Raw genomic sequence first — 16,834 nt, forward strand, 5'->3', positions numbered from 1 at the left:
AAATGTTTCCGGGGCTGATTTACCGCCAGCAACAGAGGTTATGGTTTACGTGCAATCAATAGCGCACGCAGTGGTGCTGGATAGCCCTCAACCGTTTTACTGTGATCGTTCGGATCAAGGAACTCAGCCAGTGATTCGCTGGTCATCCAATCAGTACGTCGCTGTTCTTCGGTAGTCGTCACCGCCATATCGGCGATTCTGACATCGACAAAACCGCATTTCTCCAACCAAGCTTTCAGCGCAGGTGCTGAGGGAATAAAGTACACATTCCGCATTTGGGCATATCGATCGCCTGGCACCAATACCTGTTGGCTATCACCTTCAACCACTAAGGTTTCCAATACCAGTTCACCTTCACTGACTAGCTGATTTTTCAACTGATATAGATGGTCTAGCGGTGAGCGTCGATGATAGAGCACGCCCATCGAGAATACACTGTCAAATGCGGCTAGCTCGGGTAATTGTTCAATCCCCAGCGGCAATAGGTGGGCGCGTTGGTCGCCACCTAACAGCTTGCGTACGGCTTCAAATTGGCATAGAAACAACTGCATCGGGTCGATACCGACCGCCAGATGAGCACCTTCGCCAATCATGCGCCACAAATGGTAACCACTGCCGCAACCCACGTCCAGAATCGTGCGGCCCGCCAGTGGACTGATATGCGGTAGCACCCGATCCCATTTCCAGTCTGAACGCCATTCAGTATCAATATCAATGCCATATAACGAGAAGGGACCTTTGCGCCATGGCATTAATGCCCGCAGCATTTTTTCCATTCCTTCACGTTGCCCGGCTGATAGCGGCGGGGAAATCTCAGTGCACACGCCCTCTTTCAGATTCACTGCCGTTGGTGTTAACAACGGCAGATGCTCGACGGCATTGAACCAGGTTTTGAATTTGCCGTGCAGAGATTCTCGCTGCCAACTGCTAAGCTGGGCGGGCAGGGTATCCAGCCAAGGGCTAAGCGGGCCTTTGGCAATTAACCGGTAAAAATCACCAAACTCAATCATTGGGCTTCCCCCGCTTTCAACGCGATCAATGAGCCAAAATTAAAACACTGGAACCACACTTCGGCATGTTCAAATCCGGCATTGTGCAACCGGGTTTTATGGCATTCAACCGAATCCGTCAGCATCACGTTTTCCAGCATGCTACGTTTCTGGCTGATTTCCAGTTCGCTATAGCCGTTGGCACGTTTGAAATCATGATGCATGTTAAACAGCAACTCACCGACGTTGGCATCGGCAAAACTGAATTTTTCCGACAGCACCAGTGCGCCACCGGGGCGCAGTCCGGCGTAAACCTGATTTAGCAGCCGCTGGCGATTGGCTGGCTCCAAAAATTGCAGTGTGAAGTTCAATACCACCATTGAGGCATTTTCCAACTGGATATCCAGAATATCAGCCTCGATCACCTCGACCGGTGTCTCGGCGCGGAATGCGTCAAGATGGCGGCGACAACGTTCAACCATCGCCGGAGAATTATCTACCGCAATGATTTTACAACCGGGAACTTTAATATTTCGCCGCATGGCGAGAGTCGCTGCCCCCAGAGAGCAACCGAGGTCGTAAACCTGACTGTCAGGTTGTACAAAGCGCTCAGCCAGCATGCCGATCATTGAGATGATATTGGAATAGCCGGGCACTGAACGCTGAATCATATCGGGGAAAACTTCCGCGACGCGTTCGTCGAAAGTCCAATCCCCTAATTTGGCGATCGGGGCAGAAAACAGACTATCCCGTGGTAGTTGTGTGGTTTCTGCTGGCGGCTGGCTTGCTGGCGCAGTACCAGTTGCTGGTCGGGTTTCGCGTTTAGGCATGACGGTCATTGAGATGGCTGGAAATCGAAGGCGCACACTCTAACAGAAAACCCCTGATTTTGCTAAAACCGCAACAGAGAGATAGAAAGAAAAAGCGGATCAGGGAAATCACGGAGAGGCAACATGAAGGCGGTGATAAACCGCCCTAACTAACTGTTGTTTCGAACTGTAGGCACAGACAAAACCGGTAAACAGCGTAACTGGGGTTAAATTAAACTAAAAATTTGTTCCCACGGTAAATAGTAGATATTGGCAATAATCATGAGCACCAACGAGACATAGGTTGCGCTCATCCCCGAACGTCGCCATCGGATTTCCCGGTGACGTAAACCGTAATAATGCAATAAACGGCCTACAATCAACATCAATCCGCAAATATGGATCATCCAGGTTTGTGCGCCGTTCATTTCCATCATAATCAGCAAAACAACAGCAATGGGAATATATTCAACGGCATTGCCGTGTACTCGAATTGCCGTCTGTAACTCATAAAAACCACCGTCTCCATAAGCTACCCGGTACTGATTCCTTAATCTCACCACATCAAATGAAAGCTTAATCAACAATAGTGCGCCCAACACAACATAAAGCGAGCTAACCATTTTTAACTCCATAGCCCAACCATAACTGGCGGAATAATGATAACCGTCAATGTCGACACTGTCGCTAGAAAAATAGCAGGTTGTTGCGCCCGATCGGCGTTGTTTATAAAGCAGAATGCAATACTTTCCACACTTAATCCGATTATTTTGTCAGAATGAGCGTGGGTTCTCATCTCTGCGGCCTAGCCTGTGAATGGTTTTATAAAGATTTATACTGGTAGCGGGTTTCTTCGTCGGAATATCCGAGTTAGCGTACGGCTAAAATAAGGTGTTTTGCTCCGGCCAGTCCGGTGGCGCAGGCAACGAGGGAATCAACGCAGATAACTGCTGCCAGATTTTTTGCGCCTGCTGCGGAGAATCGCCGTTATCCGGAGTATGAATAAACAGATAGGGCGGATACAACGGTTCCCACTGCCGCAGTTTTTGTAACCAGGGAGCAAAGAGCGCAAGATTTTCGTCCAGTCGGTTACCACCGATAAACCGCACCATGGGATGCTTTCCAGTCACCACCGCGTGAACGGGCAACTTCGGTTTTTTACTTTGCGCCTCTCGCACCCGCACCGTGACGGGGGCGGCGCTATGAATAGGGCGGCTATCCAGAATCACTCGATTGATTTGTCGCTGATGCAAGCCTTGATTGAGCGCCCGCTCTTCCGAGCCTTTAGCAAAAAAAGCCGGATGGCGGATTTCAACGCCGTAACTGAATTCGGTGGGCAGTTTGTCCAGAAATTGCCATAAGCGTGGCAATTCATTCGGACCGAAAGCAGCGGGTAATTGCAGCCAGAGTTGTCCGATTCGATCGTGCAATGGAGCCAGTGTTTGGTAGAAAGTGGCCAGCTCGGTTTCACACTGCCGTAATGCCGCTTGATGGCTGATAGTTGAAGGAAATTTAAAACAAAAGCGGAAAGTGTCTGGCGTCATATCTCGCCAGCGCCGGACAATTTCCGGCTTCGGCAGGGCATAAAAGGTGGTATTGCCTTCGACACAGTTGAAATAACGGCTGTAATCTGCCAGATCTTGCAAACCTAACCGGCTCCATGCCGAATGTTGCCATTGCGGTAGTCCAATATACATAAGTCAGCCACTGGGATGATAAAAAGTGGCCTCATACACCGCGAGGCCGCTACATGATGGTGTTACCTTAGCCGTTGACCGAAAGCGCAGCAACCATTTCGTCGGTGCTGCGCCAGCGTGCGGGTTTTCGCTTCAACTTTCATCAATATAGCTCTCGGTAGCGGAGTATGGAAAAAACGCTCACTTCTGACTGCACCACGTTTATGCTCACAAATGTTACAGATCCGTCCTATCAGGGCGCTAATTTTGTTAAATGAGCGGTTAAATCATCCACGAGAGGCACTTTGTGGTGTCAGACCTGTGCGTTCGCTCTTATCTATGCCATGAATTTCCTTTATAATGACTCCCTTTTTTCAACACGCTTTAATCTATCAATACCTATGCCAATTTACGAATATGCGTGTAGCGCGTGCAAACATCGATTAGAGAAACTACAGAAATTTTCCGATGCGCCACTAACCGACTGTCCGGCGTGTGGGCAACCTGCGTTATCGAAACAGATCTCTGCGGCCGGTTTTCAGTTGAAAGGCACCGGTTGGTATGCGACTGACTTCAAGCCAGGTGGTAAAAAACAGGGTTCGCCAGAATAAGAGCCTATCAGGGCTTACCAGATTAATAGCCGCGCGGCCAGTGCAGGGCACTCGACGGGCGTGGCATCGGCTGAGTAAAAGGACATTGTATGCGTACTGAATATTGCGGGCAGTTGAATCTGTCTCACGTAGGACAAGAAGTAACACTTTGTGGTTGGGTAAATCGTCGCCGCGATCTGGGTGGCCTGATTTTTATTGATATGCGCGATCGTGATGGCATCGTTCAGGTGTTCTTCGATCCTGACCATAAAGCGGCCTACGAGCAGGCTTCCGAACTGCGTAACGAATTCTGCATTCAGATCATCGGCACCGTGCGTGCGCGCCCTGAAAGCCAAATCAATAAAGATATGTCTACCGGCGAAGTGGAAATTTTCGCTCACTCGCTGAATATCATCAACCGCTCTGAACCGCTGCCATTGGACTCAAATCAGACCAACAGCGAAGAACAGCGGTTGAAATACCGTTATCTGGATCTGCGTCGCCCAGAAATGGCCGATCGTCTGAAAACCCGGGCAAAAATCACCAGCTTTGTACGCCGCTTTATGGATGATAACGGTTTCCTGGATATCGAAACCCCAATGCTGACCAAAGCGACGCCGGAAGGCGCGCGCGATTATCTGGTGCCAAGCCGGGTACACAAAGGCAAATTCTACGCGTTGCCACAGTCTCCTCAACTGTTCAAACAGTTGCTGATGATGTCCGGTTTCGACCGTTATTATCAGATCGTAAAATGCTTCCGTGACGAAGATTTACGTGCTGACCGTCAGCCTGAATTCACTCAGATTGATGTTGAAACGTCTTTCATGACCGCCGATCAAGTGCGTGAAGTGATGGAAAGAATGGTTCGTCAGTTGTGGCAAACAACCAAAGGCGTGGATTTGGGCGATTTCCCGATCATGACCTTTGCTGAAGCCATGCGCCGTTATGGCTCTGATAAACCGGATCTGCGTAACCCACTGGAACTGGTGGACGTGGCCGATCTGGTCAGAGATGTCGAATTTAAAGTGTTCGCAGGCCCGGCTAACGATCCAAACGGTCGCGTTGCTGCTATTCGCGTCCCTGGTGGGGCGCAAATCACCCGTAAACAGATTGACGAATACGGTCAGTTCGTTGGTATTTACGGTGCTAAAGGCCTGGCATGGTTAAAAGTCAACGATCGGGCGGCTGGCCTGGAAGGTGTGCAAAGCCCGATTGCCAAGTTCTTGAGCGCAGAGGTATTGGAAGCCATTTTGGCTCGTACTCAGGCAGCCAGCGGCGACATTCTGTTCTTCGGTGCAGACAGCGTAAAAATCGTGACTGATGCGATGGGCGCACTGCGTCTGAAACTGGGGCGCGATATGGATCTGACCAAGCTGGGTACCTGGCAACCGCTGTGGGTGGTTGATTTCCCTATGTTTGAAGACGACAGTGACGGTGGCCTGACGGCGATGCACCATCCGTTCACTGCGCCAAAAGACATGAGCCCGGAAGAACTGGCCGCGAACCCAACTTCGGCGATTGCTAACGCCTACGACATGGTGATTAACGGTTATGAAGTCGGCGGCGGTTCGGTGCGAATCCACCGCACTGAAATGCAGCAGCAGGTCTTTGGCATTCTGGGAATCAACGAACATGAACAGCGTGAAAAGTTTGGCTTCCTGCTGGACGCACTGAAGTACGGCACGCCACCACACGCCGGTTTGGCCTTCGGTCTGGATCGCTTGGTGATGTTGCTGACTGGCACCGATAACATTCGTGACGTGATTGCTTTCCCTAAAACGACGGCGGCGGCCTGCTTGATGACAGATGCTCCAAGCTTCGCTAATCCGGCGTCCTTGCAAGAGCTGTCCATCAGCGTTGTCGCGAAAAAAACCGCGCATGATGCACCGGCAGAAGAGAAAGAGTAATGAGTGACAAACGGCCGGTATCGATTTTGGCGCTGATTTATGCCAAATCCAGCGGCCGGGTGCTGATGTTGCAACGGCGTGATGACCCTGAATTCTGGCAGTCGGTAACCGGCAGCCTAGAGGTGGGGGAATCCCCATTGCATGCTGCACAGCGCGAAGTAAAGGAAGAGGTGGGCATCGATATTCTGGCTGAAAACCTGACGTTGCTCGACTGTCAGCGCTGTGTGGAGTTCGAAATTTTCGCGCATTTTCGTCCTCGCTATGCACCGGGTACCACGCATAACAAAGAACATTGGTTTTGTCTGGCGTTACCCGAAGAGCGTGATGTGATTATGACCGAGCACCTCGCGTACCAGTGGCTTGATGCGGCACCAGCAGCTGCACTGACCAAGTCCTGGAGTAATAAGCTGGCGATTGAAGAATTTGTTATTTTTTCAGTCTATACCCCAAATAATTCAGATTGCAGAACGGCGGCAAGCGAGTGAGTTCCGATAAACTTACGTCAGTAAGTGATTCGGCGAGTTGATCGTAGCCTGCGGCCCTGCAGCTTGAGGTAAGACGGATATACTTAGGTTATTTTCGGAGATTCTTATGGCAGGTCATAGTAAGTGGGCCAACACAAAACACCGCAAAGCGGCACAGGATGCCAAACGCGGTAAGATTTTTACTAAAATTATTCGTGAATTGGTGACCGCTGCCAAACTGGGCGGTGGCGACCCGGCGGCTAACCCGCGTTTGCGTGCGGCTATCGATAAAGCATTGTCCAACAACATGACGCGCGACACCCTGAATCGGGCGATTGCACGCGGCGTGGGCGGTGATGAAGATAACAACATGGAAACCATCATTTATGAAGGTTACGGCCCAGGCGGCACCGCAGTGATGGTGGAATGCTTGAGTGACAACCGTAACCGTACCGTATCTGAAGTGCGCCATGCCTTCACCAAAACCGGTGGTAATCTGGGGACTGATGGCTCCGTTTCTTACTTATTCACCAAAAAAGGCGTCATTTCTTATGCACCGGGTCTGGACGAAGATACCGTGATGGATGCGGCGTTGGAAGCCGGTGCCGATGACGTAACGGTGTACGACGATGGTGCCATTGACGTGTTCACGGCTTGGGAATCTCTCGGTCAGGTAAAAGATGCACTTGATGCCGCCGGTTTGGTGGCTGAATCGGCTGAAGTTTCACTGATTCCTTCAACCAAGGCAGATTTGGACGCAGAAACTGCGCCAAAACTGCTGCGTCTGATCGATATGCTGGAAGATTCCGATGATGTTCAAGAGGTTTACCACAACGGTGAAATCTCTGATGAAGTGGCTGCTACGTTGTAATAAGCGATGCTAAGGTCAGCGCTGTGAAGTCGCCGTGCTCATTGATTGGGCACGGCTTGTTTTTAGGTGGATGCTGTACGCGAATATAACTTATAAGGTGAAAATTGGTATGGCGATCGTATTAGGTATCGATCCCGGTTCACGTGTCACCGGTTATGGCGTTATCCGCCAAGAAGGTCGCCAACTGACCTATTTAGGCAGCGGCTGTATCCGAACCGTGGTTGATGACATGCCGACCCGGTTGAAATTGATCTATGCGGGTGTGACTGAAATTATTACCCAGTTTCATCCAGACTTTTTTGCCATTGAACAGGTCTTTATGGCAAAAAATGCCGATTCGGCACTGAAACTCGGGCAGGCGCGTGGCGCGGCTATTGTGGCCGCAGTCAATCTGGATTTGCCGGTTTCCGAATATGCGGCCAGACAGGTAAAACAGACCGTGGTTGGCACCGGTGCGGCAGAGAAAAGTCAGGTACAGCATATGGTACGCTCCTTGCTGAAATTGCCAGCCAACCCACAGGCCGATGCGGCGGATGCCTTGGCTATTGCGATTACCCACTGCCATCTGAGCCAAAATACGGTGCGTTTGGGTAACAACCAATTGATTATGGCTCGTGGTCGTTTGCGCTAATTTTGTGCAAAGGCGCGCAAAGACAATATAAAGCCGGGTTTATCGCCGAGGGCTGGATATCCATCCAGCCTTTTTTGTGTTATAAACAGCGGTAAAATGATATTAATAATTGCATTACCTGCGGGGCAAGGAGAGAGTCAACGTGATAGGTCGCATCAGAGGTATTATTCTGGAGAAGCAGCCACCGCTGGTGCTGCTGGAAACCAACGGCGTTGGCTATGAAATTCAACTGCCAATGACCTGCTTTTATGAACTACCAGAAATCGGGCAGGAAGCCATTATCTTCACGCAATTTATCGTGCGGGAAGATGCCCAGCTACTCTATGGTTTCAATGATAAGCAGGAGCGGGCTTTATTCCGCGAGCTGATCAAGGTTAACGGCGTGGGGCCGAAACTGGCACTGGCTATTCTCTCCGGGATGTCAGCGCAGCAGTTTGTCAGCGCAGTGGAGCGAGAAGAGATCACCACGCTGGTTAAATTACCGGGCGTGGGCAAGAAAACGGCCGAGCGTTTAGTGGTCGAAATGAAAGACCGCTTTAAAGGATTGAACGGCGATCTGTTTAATAACACCAGCGACATTCCGTTGCCGACGACCTCAGCACAGGTTTCAGCCGCCGATGCGGAAGCGGAAGCGGTATCCGCACTGGTGTCTTTGGGTTATAAACCGCAAGAAGCCAGTCGTTTGGTTAGCAAAATTGCCAAACCGGGCACAGACTGCGAGACGTTGATCCGTGATGCGTTGCGGTCAGCACTATAGCGCCAGCAGAGGTAGATCATGATTGAAGCAGACCGCCTGATTTCAGCTGGCGTTATCAGTGAAGAAGAAATCATTGACCGAGCGATACGCCCTAAACGACTCAGTGAATACGTTGGGCAGCCCCATGTTCGCGAGCAGATGGAAATCTTTATTCAGGCGGCGAAGCAACGCGGCGATGCGCTGGATCACCTACTGATCTTCGGCCCTCCGGGATTGGGCAAAACGACATTGGCAAATATTGTGGCTAATGAAATGGGGGTCAACCTGCGAACCACTTCTGGTCCAGTATTGGAAAAAGCCGGGGATTTGGCGGCGATGCTGACCAATCTTGAACCTCATGACGTGCTGTTTATTGATGAAATTCATCGATTGTCACCCGTGGTAGAAGAAATTCTCTACCCGGCAATGGAAGATTATCAGTTGGATATCATGATTGGTGAAGGGCCAGCCGCGCGTTCCATCAAGCTGGATCTGCCGCCCTTTACGTTGATTGGGGCGACCACTCGTGCTGGCTCACTCACTTCGCCGCTACGTGATCGCTTCGGCATTGTGCAGCGTCTTGAGTTTTATCCGGTTGCCGATCTGGAGCACATCGTTGCTCGCAGTGCCCAGTGTCTGGGGCTGGAGTTGACACAGGAAGGTGCTCATCAACTGGCACGTCGATCACGCGGAACTCCACGGATTACCAACCGCTTACTGCGGCGGGTACGGGATTTTGCTGAAGTAAAAGCCGACGGAGCCATTAATGGCGATGTAGCCATGAAAGCGCTGGATATGCTGAATGTGGATGCCGAAGGTTTTGATTATATGGATCGCAAGCTGTTGTTGGCGGTGATCGATAAATTTATGGGTGGCCCGGTTGGCTTGGATAATCTGGCAGCCGCTATCGGTGAAGAGCGTGAAACTATCGAGGATGTGCTGGAACCCTATCTGATTCAACAGGGCTTTATCCAGCGAACCCCTCGTGGTCGTATTGCCACCCATCATGCCTACAAGCATTTTGGCATTGAGAGAGAAGAGTAGGTGACACTGCGATTACAGCAGTTACAGCGGTGATATAGCGCGGAGCCAAGCAATCTTGACTCCGCATTATTTACCCTTTATTCAACTGCGATGACCTTTAACGCTGCTTAAGCTACGGCTTTCTCTTCCACTTCGTTGTTAACCATACGATTCAGCCACGGAATCATCAGCCCCATCACTACTGCAATCGCCAAAGTGGTCAAGCCGATTTTACCGAATACATCGGTATAAATAGGTAGGGTTTCTAACGGATCGGTAATACCTTCCGGCGTGGCAGTAAAGGTCGCGACGTAACCACCAATCAGGAAGGACGCCGCCTGCGTCAGGAACCACATCCCCAGGATAAAGCCCATCAAATATTGTGGTACCAACGCTGCTACCATCGCCAGACCTAAAGCACTGATCATCAATTCACCCAGGCTCTGGAAAAGATAAACCAGCACGATAAACCATGGTGATGTCAGACCTTGTGCATCAGCGAACCACATGCCTGCCGCAGCGGCGGTTAAAAAGCCGAGTGAACATAAAAACATCCCCAGTGTAAATTTGGCTGGCATGGAGAGATCGCGGCCTTTACTACCCAAACGAGTATAGAGAGTGGCGAGAATTGGACTGGCTACGACCACCCAGAACGGATTCAGTGCCTGGAAACTGACGGGGTTTATGGCAAAGCCGAGTATTTCATGATGAACGTTATTAATCGCGAAGAAGTTAAGTGATGTTGGCATTTGCGCATACAACACATAGAACACAATGGCTTCCAGCATCAGAATAAAGGCGACGAACATTTTGTTCCGCCCTAGAGAATCCTGCTTGAAGGCTTCTCTAAAGAAGATAAATACCACGATCAAAGACAGCACGATCAACACCAAATTGGCGATCATCACGTGATTCATCAACCAAGCGCAGACAAATACCATTATCACGGTACCGGCTAATACCAAGAACAGGTTTCGCCAGTTCAATGGCAAAGCGTCAGGTTCAGAACCGATATGGCGAACCATATGGCGGCAGCAGAAATACACTAGCAAGGCGAAGATCAAGCCAATACCGCACAGATAATAAGTGACAGCGTAACCGTAGCGCTCAGCGATAATCGGCGCTAGAGACAGGGATAACAGCGAGCCGACGTTAATCGACATGTAAAACAGAGTAAAGGCACCATCTAAGCGCGGATCCTTGGGTGGATAGCATTTAGATAACAGGCTAGCTGGGTTGGCTTTAAATAAACCATTACCCACCGCAATAATGCCTAATGCGATAAAGATTAGATTAGGTTTATACAGTGATAAACCCGTCGCAAAATAACCTATTGCCAGTACAACGGCACCCAACACCATGGTGCGCTTGGTTCCCAGTAAGTGGTCGCCGACATAACCACCGATAGAAATCAGGCCGTAAACCAACGCCGCAAAGGCACCGAAGGTGACGAATGCCTGCTCCTGTGAAAAGCCCAACTGCTGGACAAAGAAAACCGCGAGAATGCCCTGCACACCGTAGTAACCAAATCTTTCCCACAGCTCGACAAAGAAAATCATGAAAAAAGGTTTAGGTTGCTGCAATAAACCGGTTGGTGTGGGTTTATCCATGATGGTTCGCCTCTGAAATAATAATTATGAATGAGTAGGGCGCGCACAAGCGCATACCGGCGCGAGAAATAGAGCTACCTAAATAAATAATGAAAAACATCTCGATAGGATTTCTTGCAGAGTATTACACTGCTTAATTATTATGTTTGTGGCTGATCACACTAATTAAAAATTATACAATGGATTTTGTATTCAATGTATTTAATTTAAGCAGAATAATTTAAATAGGCGAAAAACCAATATCATGAGAGTCGTCAGAGCAGTAGGTGTTGGGAAAATTAAGCAGAAAATAATAAAGTGCAGGAAGCTTCGGCGCGGATAGACAAAACAACGGGAGCCTTTTCAGCCCCCATTGCACAACATTAACCTTTGGGTTTTTGTGATAAACTCAGCACAAACATAACGGCGGCACACAGGACTACCGAAGGTCCTGCTGGGGTATCGTAGAATGCCGAGAACGCTAAACCACCGGATACCGCCAGTATGCCGATAATAATCGCAATACCAGCCATTTGCTCCGGTGTTCGAGAGAAACGGCGCGCTGCGGCAGCAGGAATAATCAGTAACGAGGTGATGATTAATGCGCCGACAAATTTCATCGATAAACCTATCGTCAGTGCAGTGACTAACATCAACAGCATCTTGACTCGTTGTAAATTGACACCATCGACATGTGCCAGTTCCGGGCTGATAGTCATTGACAGTAGCGGTCGCCATTGCCAGCACAGCACCAGCAAGACGGCGGCAATGCCTGCGGCAATCAGCCAGAGATCACTCAAGGTAACGGAAAGCAGGTCGCCAAACAGATAGGCCATTAAATCCACCCGCACGTTGGACATCAGGCTGACAACCACCAAACCCAGCGACAACGCACTATGCGCCATAATCCCTAGCAGCGTATCCACCGCCAACTGAGGTCGGCGCTCCAGCCATACCAATACCATCGCCAATACCAACATCATCGCGATAACGGCATAAAATGGATTAATGTTTAGCAGCAGGCCAAAAGCTACGCCAAGTAATGAGGCGTGCGCCAGAGTATCGCCAAAATAGGACATACGACGCCAGACCACAAATGATCCGAGAGGACCGGCGGCAGTGGCTAACAACACACCCGCCAGCCAGCCGGGTAACAGTAATTCGATCATGCGTCACGACTCCCATGATTTTTCAGAATAATTTTGCCATGCAAATCGTGACGATGATTATGGTGATGACGATAAACAGCCAATTTTTCTGCGCCGCGATTGCCAAACATGGCAATAAACTCGGGATGGGTGGAGACCACTTCTGGTGCACCTGAACAGCAAATATGCTGGTTAAGGCATAAAACTTCATCGGTTTTTGCCATGACCAGATGCAGATCGTGGGAAACCATCAGTACACCACAGCCCAATTCAGTGCGCAGTTGTTCAATCAAACCGTACAGTGCCAGCTGTCCGTTCACGTCGACGCCCTGAGTCGGTTCATCAAGCACCAACAATTGCGGTTTATTGAGCAAGGCTCTGGCGAGCAGCACCCGCTGATTCTCGCCGCCGGACAGTTTTTGCATTGGCTGATCTAATAAATGGGCGGCATGTACTCGTTCCAGTGCCGGCAGAATATCCGCTTGCTTCACTCCGGGTTTGAGCCGCATAAAACGACTGACCGTCAGCGGCAGAGTGGCATCCAGATGCAGCTTTTGCGGTACGTAGCCAATACGCAGCCCCGCATCCCGAGTGACTGAACCACTGGTTGGTGGAATGAGTCCCAGCACCACGCGAACCAGCGTTGACTTACCGGCACCGTTAGGCCCAAGCAGAGTCAGTATTCTTCCCGCTTGCAAGGAAAGGGAAATATCAGAAAGTACCCGCCGTGTACCAAAGCTGACGGATATTTTGTCAAGACTAATCAATGTGGACATGATGATTACGTTTGCAGATTTAAGTGAATGTTATAATATTACGCTTTTCCAGCGAAAAGGACGAGATAACTTATCATGTTAACGAGAAATAACTTTATGTTACAAAAAAACAAGTGGCTGAAAAGCACTTTGCTGATCGGCACCATTTTAGTGACAGGTGCGGTCAATAGTGCTTCTGCCGCAGTAGTAACCTCAGTTCGTCCTTTGGGATTTATCGCCTCGGCTATTGCCGATGGCGTCCTGCCGACGGAAGTATTACTGCCCGATGGCGCTTCGCCACACGATTATGCTCTTCGTCCCTCTGATGTCCAGCGTTTACGTGGTGCTGAGTTGGTTATTTGGGTCGGACCGGAAATGGAAGCGTTTTTATCTAAACCCTTATCGCAACTGGCTGATAATAAAAAGATAGCCTTATCAGAATTAAAGTCGGTCAAACCATTATTGATGAAAGGTGAGGAACACGATGAGCACGAAGGGGAAAGCGTAGGGCATGACCATGATCATGCTAAAGATCATCACAGTGATGAGCATCACCACGGCGAGTATAACCTGCATCTTTGGTTGTCACCCGATATTGCAAAATTGACGGCAATCGCCATTCACGATCGATTATTGGAACTTATGCCACAAAAACGGGACAAATTAGATGCAAACCTGCGCCAATTCGAGGATCAACTAGCGCAAAGCAACGAAAAAATTGCTAATATGCTGCAGCCTGTGCAGGGTAAGGGATACTTTGTTTTTCATGACGCTTATGGCTACTTTGAAAAATACTTTGGCTTGACTCCATTGGGTCACTTTACAGTCAACCCCGAAATACAGCCCGGCGCACAGCGTTTACATCAAATTCGAACACAGTTGGTTGAGCAAAAAGCGGTATGCGTTTTTGCTGAGCCACAATTCAGGCCGGCCATAATTGATGCCGTTGCCAAGGGGACTCAGGTGCGTTCAGGCACGCTAGACCCGCTGGGCAGCGGTATCGTACTCGGGAAAGATAGCTATGTTACGTTTTTAACTCAGTTATCCAATCAGTACGTGAGCTGCCTGAAGTGAGACTATAAGGATACTCTTAAGTGCAGCAGATAGTCCGAACTATCGCTCTGGCGTATAACAACTTACCGCGGCCCCATCGAGTGATGTTGGGGTCGTTGACCGTAGTGACGTTGGCCGTCGCCGTATGGCGGCCATTTGTTTATCATCCAGAACACGATATCATCGCAAAAAGTGTGATACTCGATACCAGTCGAGCACATATCCTGGCTCCCGATGCCAGTGAACCGATTGATCAAACCACGCCAGAAGACGAAATTCCTCAAGACGAGCTGGATACCAAAGATGCTAATGAACATGGCGTCCACGAGTATGTAGTTTCAACCGGTGATACCCTCGGAAATATTCTGACCCAGTACGGTGTCGAGATGTCTGATGTGACACTGTTGGCTTCGCAGAATCGAGACTTGCGTAATTTGAAGATCGGTCAGCAAATCTCCTGGACCTTGAATGATAGTGGTGATTTACAAAGTCTGACTTGGGAAGTTTCTCGCCGTGAAACCCGTACTTATAATCGTGTGGGTAATACTTTTAAAGAAACCAAAGAATTGCAGAAGGGCGAATGGAAGAACAGCGTTCTGACCGGTCGTCTGGATGGCAGTTTTGTCAATAGCGCCAAAAAAGCCGGGTTGACCAATACTGAAATTCGCGCCGTAACCAAAGCGTTGCAATGGCAGTTGGATTTTAGCAAATTGCGTAAAGGCGACCAATTCTCAGTGTTGATGTCCCGAGAGGTGCTGGATGGACGCAGTGAGCAAAGCCAACTGATTGGTGTTCGCCTGCGCTCCGGCGGGAAAGACTACTATGCTATTCGCGCGGATGATGGGAAATTCTACGATCGTCAAGGTTCAGGGTTAGCTCGTGGTTTTATGCGTTTCCCGACCATGAAGCAATTCCGGGTTTCTTCCAATTTCAATCCTCGTCGTCTTAACCCGGTGACTGGTCGGGTTGCACCACACAAGGGCGTCGATTTTGCTATGCCGGTTGGTACACCCGTGTTGGCCGTCGGTGATGGCGAAGTGGTGATAGCGAAGTATGACGGTGCTGCAGGTAACTATATTGCGATTCGTCATGGTCGCCAGTACACCACGCGTTTTATGCATCTGAAAAAACTGCTGGTTAAACCTGGTCAGAAAGTTAAACGTGGTGATCGCATCGCATTATCCGGTAACACTGGGCGTTCTACTGGGCCACATCTGCATTATGAATTTTGGGTCAATCAACAGGCAGTAAATCCGCTGACAGCGAAATTGCCACGTTCGGAAGGCTTGAGTGGCAAGGATCGCAGCGATTACTTGGCGATTGCAAAAGAAGTGATACCGCAGTTGCTGCTTGACTAGTCCGATCTATTTGCCCCGCAATTGCGGGGCAAGAATAAAATAATCACTGGCATGCGAGGTTGCGAGTGGGCAACAGTAGCGGTCAGGAGTCATTAGTCGGGTAGTTTGAAACCTGATATCCGCTTTATGCGATCAGCATAATTATTGCATTCTCAATCTTCGCAATTATGATGCTGATCAGCTTATTCAAAGAGTTTTCTGATGCAAAAAGAGAAAAACGATAGCGCTGGTTTTATTCCGGTATTCCAGAAATCATTCCTGCATCCGCGCTACTGGGGCGTATGGCTGGGGGTTGGCGTGATGGCTGCGCTGGCTTATTTGCCCGTCAAGGTCCGTGATCCCATGCTGGCGGGCATTGGCCGTTTCGCGGGTAAATTGGCGAAAGGTGCGCGTAGGCGAGCGCGTATAAATCTTCTCTATTGTATGCCCCATTTGAGTGAAGGGGAACGTGAGCAGATTATTGACAAGATGTTTGCCACCGCCCCTCAACCGATGATGCTGATGGCAGAACTGTGTTTCCGCGATCCAAAACATGTATTGTCTCGTGTTCATTGGCACGGTGAATCTGTTTTAGATGAATTACAGCAGCAAGGTCGTAATGTCATTTTGTTGGTGCCGCATGCCTGGTCGATAGATATTCCGGCCATGCTGCTGGCCGGGCAGGGCAAACCGGTTGCGGGGATGTTCCATCATCAACGTAACCCATTGGTCGATTATTTATGGAATAGTGCCCGCTTGCGTTTTGGTGGCCGTATTCATGCCCGTGAAAGTGGTATTAAGCCGTTTATCAGCTCTGTTCGCCAAGGTTTTTGGGGTTATTATCTACCCGATGAAGACTACGGTGCAGAACAAAGCGAGTTCGTTGATTTCTTTTCAACTTATAAAGCAACCTTGCCTGCGGTAGGTCGGTTGATGAAAGTGTGTCGGGCAGCGATTGTGCCGATGTTTCCAGTTTATAACTATCGTGAACATCGCCTTGATATTTATATTCGTCCACCAATGGATGACTTGGCAGATGCTGACGATGTTTATATTGCCCGTCGAATGAATGAAGAGGTCGAGGCGCTGGTCAGCCCGAATCTTGAGCAATACACCTGGATTCTTAAGCTGTTGAAAACCCGAAAAGAGGGTGAAATCGAGCCTTACGTGCGTAAAGATCTCTGATATTTCCGCTGCTGTTAATGGTGTATAAATAAAGAAAAAGCCAGTCAACTTCTCGCTGACTGGCTTTTTTA

Annotated in this window: 17 protein-coding genes; 10 read left to right on the forward strand and 7 right to left on the reverse strand. The window is 49.5% G+C overall.

All coding sequences use genetic code 11. The annotated features are described in order from the left end of the window. Positions 1 to 38: 38 nt before the first annotated feature. From cmoB to DJ39_RS10555, 4 genes are all read right to left on the reverse strand, one after another. Complete coding sequence (cmoB, locus tag DJ39_RS10540) at positions 39 to 1,010, reverse strand: tRNA 5-methoxyuridine(34)/uridine 5-oxyacetic acid(34) synthase CmoB (RefSeq protein ID WP_038242399.1); 972 nt, start codon at positions 1,008 to 1,010, stop codon at positions 39 to 41. After that, positions 1,007 to 1,834 carry a carboxy-S-adenosyl-L-methionine synthase CmoA gene (gene cmoA / locus DJ39_RS10545; protein ID WP_230596573.1) on the reverse strand — a complete coding sequence of 276 codons (828 nt, stop codon included), beginning with the start codon at positions 1,832 to 1,834 and terminating at the stop codon, positions 1,007 to 1,009. The genes cmoB and cmoA overlap by 4 nt, the downstream gene beginning before the upstream one ends. A gap of 191 nt (positions 1,835 to 2,025) precedes the next feature. Beyond that, positions 2,026 to 2,421 carry an MAPEG family protein gene (locus DJ39_RS10550; RefSeq protein WP_038242402.1) on the reverse strand — a complete coding sequence of 132 codons (396 nt, stop codon included), beginning with the start codon at positions 2,419 to 2,421 and terminating at the stop codon, positions 2,026 to 2,028. 258 nt (positions 2,422 to 2,679) lie between these two features. Further along, entirely contained in the window at positions 2,680 to 3,495 is an 816-nt protein-coding gene (locus DJ39_RS10555; protein WP_004719773.1) for a DUF72 domain-containing protein, read from the reverse strand. 380 nt (positions 3,496 to 3,875) lie between these two features. Here DJ39_RS10555 and DJ39_RS17470 point away from each other — a divergent pair, with 380 nt between their 5' ends. The 7 genes from DJ39_RS17470 (at position 3,876) to ruvB (ending at position 9,717) form a co-directional block, all read left to right on the forward strand. Beyond that, the gene (locus DJ39_RS17470) at positions 3,876 to 4,085 is read left to right on the forward strand and encodes an FmdB family zinc ribbon protein (protein WP_004719776.1); all 210 of its coding nucleotides are present in this window, start codon (positions 3,876 to 3,878) and stop codon (positions 4,083 to 4,085) included. A gap of 89 nt (positions 4,086 to 4,174) precedes the next feature. Continuing rightward, positions 4,175 to 5,971 (forward strand): aspartate--tRNA ligase, encoded by a 1,797-nt coding sequence (gene aspS, locus DJ39_RS10565; RefSeq protein WP_004719777.1) that lies wholly within the window; start codon positions 4,175 to 4,177, stop codon positions 5,969 to 5,971. Then, a complete protein-coding gene (nudB, locus tag DJ39_RS10570; RefSeq protein ID WP_045844060.1) occupies positions 5,971 to 6,456 on the forward strand; it encodes a dihydroneopterin triphosphate diphosphatase in 486 nt (161 codons plus the stop codon). The genes aspS and nudB overlap by 1 nt, the downstream gene beginning before the upstream one ends. Positions 6,457 to 6,562: 106 nt before the next feature. Further along, positions 6,563 to 7,306 carry a YebC/PmpR family DNA-binding transcriptional regulator gene (locus DJ39_RS10575; protein ID WP_004719779.1) on the forward strand — a complete coding sequence of 248 codons (744 nt, stop codon included), beginning with the start codon at positions 6,563 to 6,565 and terminating at the stop codon, positions 7,304 to 7,306. Between the two features lie 109 nt (positions 7,307 to 7,415). Next, the gene (ruvC, locus tag DJ39_RS10580; protein WP_038242406.1) at positions 7,416 to 7,937 is read left to right on the forward strand and encodes a crossover junction endodeoxyribonuclease RuvC; all 522 of its coding nucleotides are present in this window, start codon (positions 7,416 to 7,418) and stop codon (positions 7,935 to 7,937) included. A 142-nt stretch (positions 7,938 to 8,079) separates the two neighbouring features. Then, entirely contained in the window at positions 8,080 to 8,694 is a 615-nt protein-coding gene (ruvA, locus tag DJ39_RS10585; protein WP_004719782.1) for a Holliday junction branch migration protein RuvA, read from the forward strand. An 18-nt stretch (positions 8,695 to 8,712) separates the two neighbouring features. Beyond that, positions 8,713 to 9,717, forward strand: coding sequence for a Holliday junction branch migration DNA helicase RuvB (gene ruvB, locus DJ39_RS10590; RefSeq protein ID WP_004719784.1), 1,005 nt, complete (start codon positions 8,713 to 8,715; stop codon positions 9,715 to 9,717). Between the two features lie 107 nt (positions 9,718 to 9,824). Here the strand turns inward: ruvB and dtpB are convergent, their stop codons facing one another. From dtpB to znuC, 3 genes are all read right to left on the reverse strand, one after another. Continuing rightward, entirely contained in the window at positions 9,825 to 11,306 is a 1,482-nt protein-coding gene (dtpB, locus tag DJ39_RS10595) for a dipeptide/tripeptide permease DtpB (RefSeq protein ID WP_004719786.1), read from the reverse strand. A gap of 362 nt (positions 11,307 to 11,668) precedes the next feature. Continuing rightward, a complete protein-coding gene (znuB, locus tag DJ39_RS10600) occupies positions 11,669 to 12,454 on the reverse strand; it encodes a zinc ABC transporter permease subunit ZnuB (protein ID WP_038242410.1) in 786 nt (261 codons plus the stop codon). Further along, entirely contained in the window at positions 12,451 to 13,209 is a 759-nt protein-coding gene (znuC, locus tag DJ39_RS10605) for a zinc ABC transporter ATP-binding protein ZnuC (protein WP_004719791.1), read from the reverse strand. Before znuC ends, znuB begins: the two co-directional genes overlap by 4 nt. Positions 13,210 to 13,305: 96 nt before the next feature. Between znuC and znuA the strand changes: the two genes are divergently transcribed. The 3 genes from znuA to lpxM all read left to right on the forward strand — a co-directional run bounded on the left by znuA (position 13,306) and on the right by lpxM (position 16,763). After that, positions 13,306 to 14,262, forward strand: a complete 957-nt coding sequence (znuA, locus tag DJ39_RS10610; protein WP_004719792.1) for a zinc ABC transporter substrate-binding protein ZnuA — start codon at positions 13,306 to 13,308, stop codon at positions 14,260 to 14,262. A 20-nt stretch (positions 14,263 to 14,282) separates the two neighbouring features. After that, entirely contained in the window at positions 14,283 to 15,599 is a 1,317-nt protein-coding gene (gene mepM / locus DJ39_RS10615) for a murein DD-endopeptidase MepM (protein ID WP_038242415.1), read from the forward strand. Positions 15,600 to 15,800: 201 nt separating this feature from the next. Continuing rightward, a complete protein-coding gene (lpxM, locus tag DJ39_RS10620; RefSeq protein WP_004719795.1) occupies positions 15,801 to 16,763 on the forward strand; it encodes a lauroyl-Kdo(2)-lipid IV(A) myristoyltransferase in 963 nt (320 codons plus the stop codon). The last annotated feature ends 71 nt before the right edge of the window (positions 16,764 to 16,834 follow it).

It is taken from the genome of Yersinia ruckeri ATCC 29473 (assembly GCF_000754815.1).
In the GTDB taxonomy this organism is placed as follows: Bacteria; Pseudomonadota; Gammaproteobacteria; order Enterobacterales; family Enterobacteriaceae; genus Yersinia; species Yersinia ruckeri.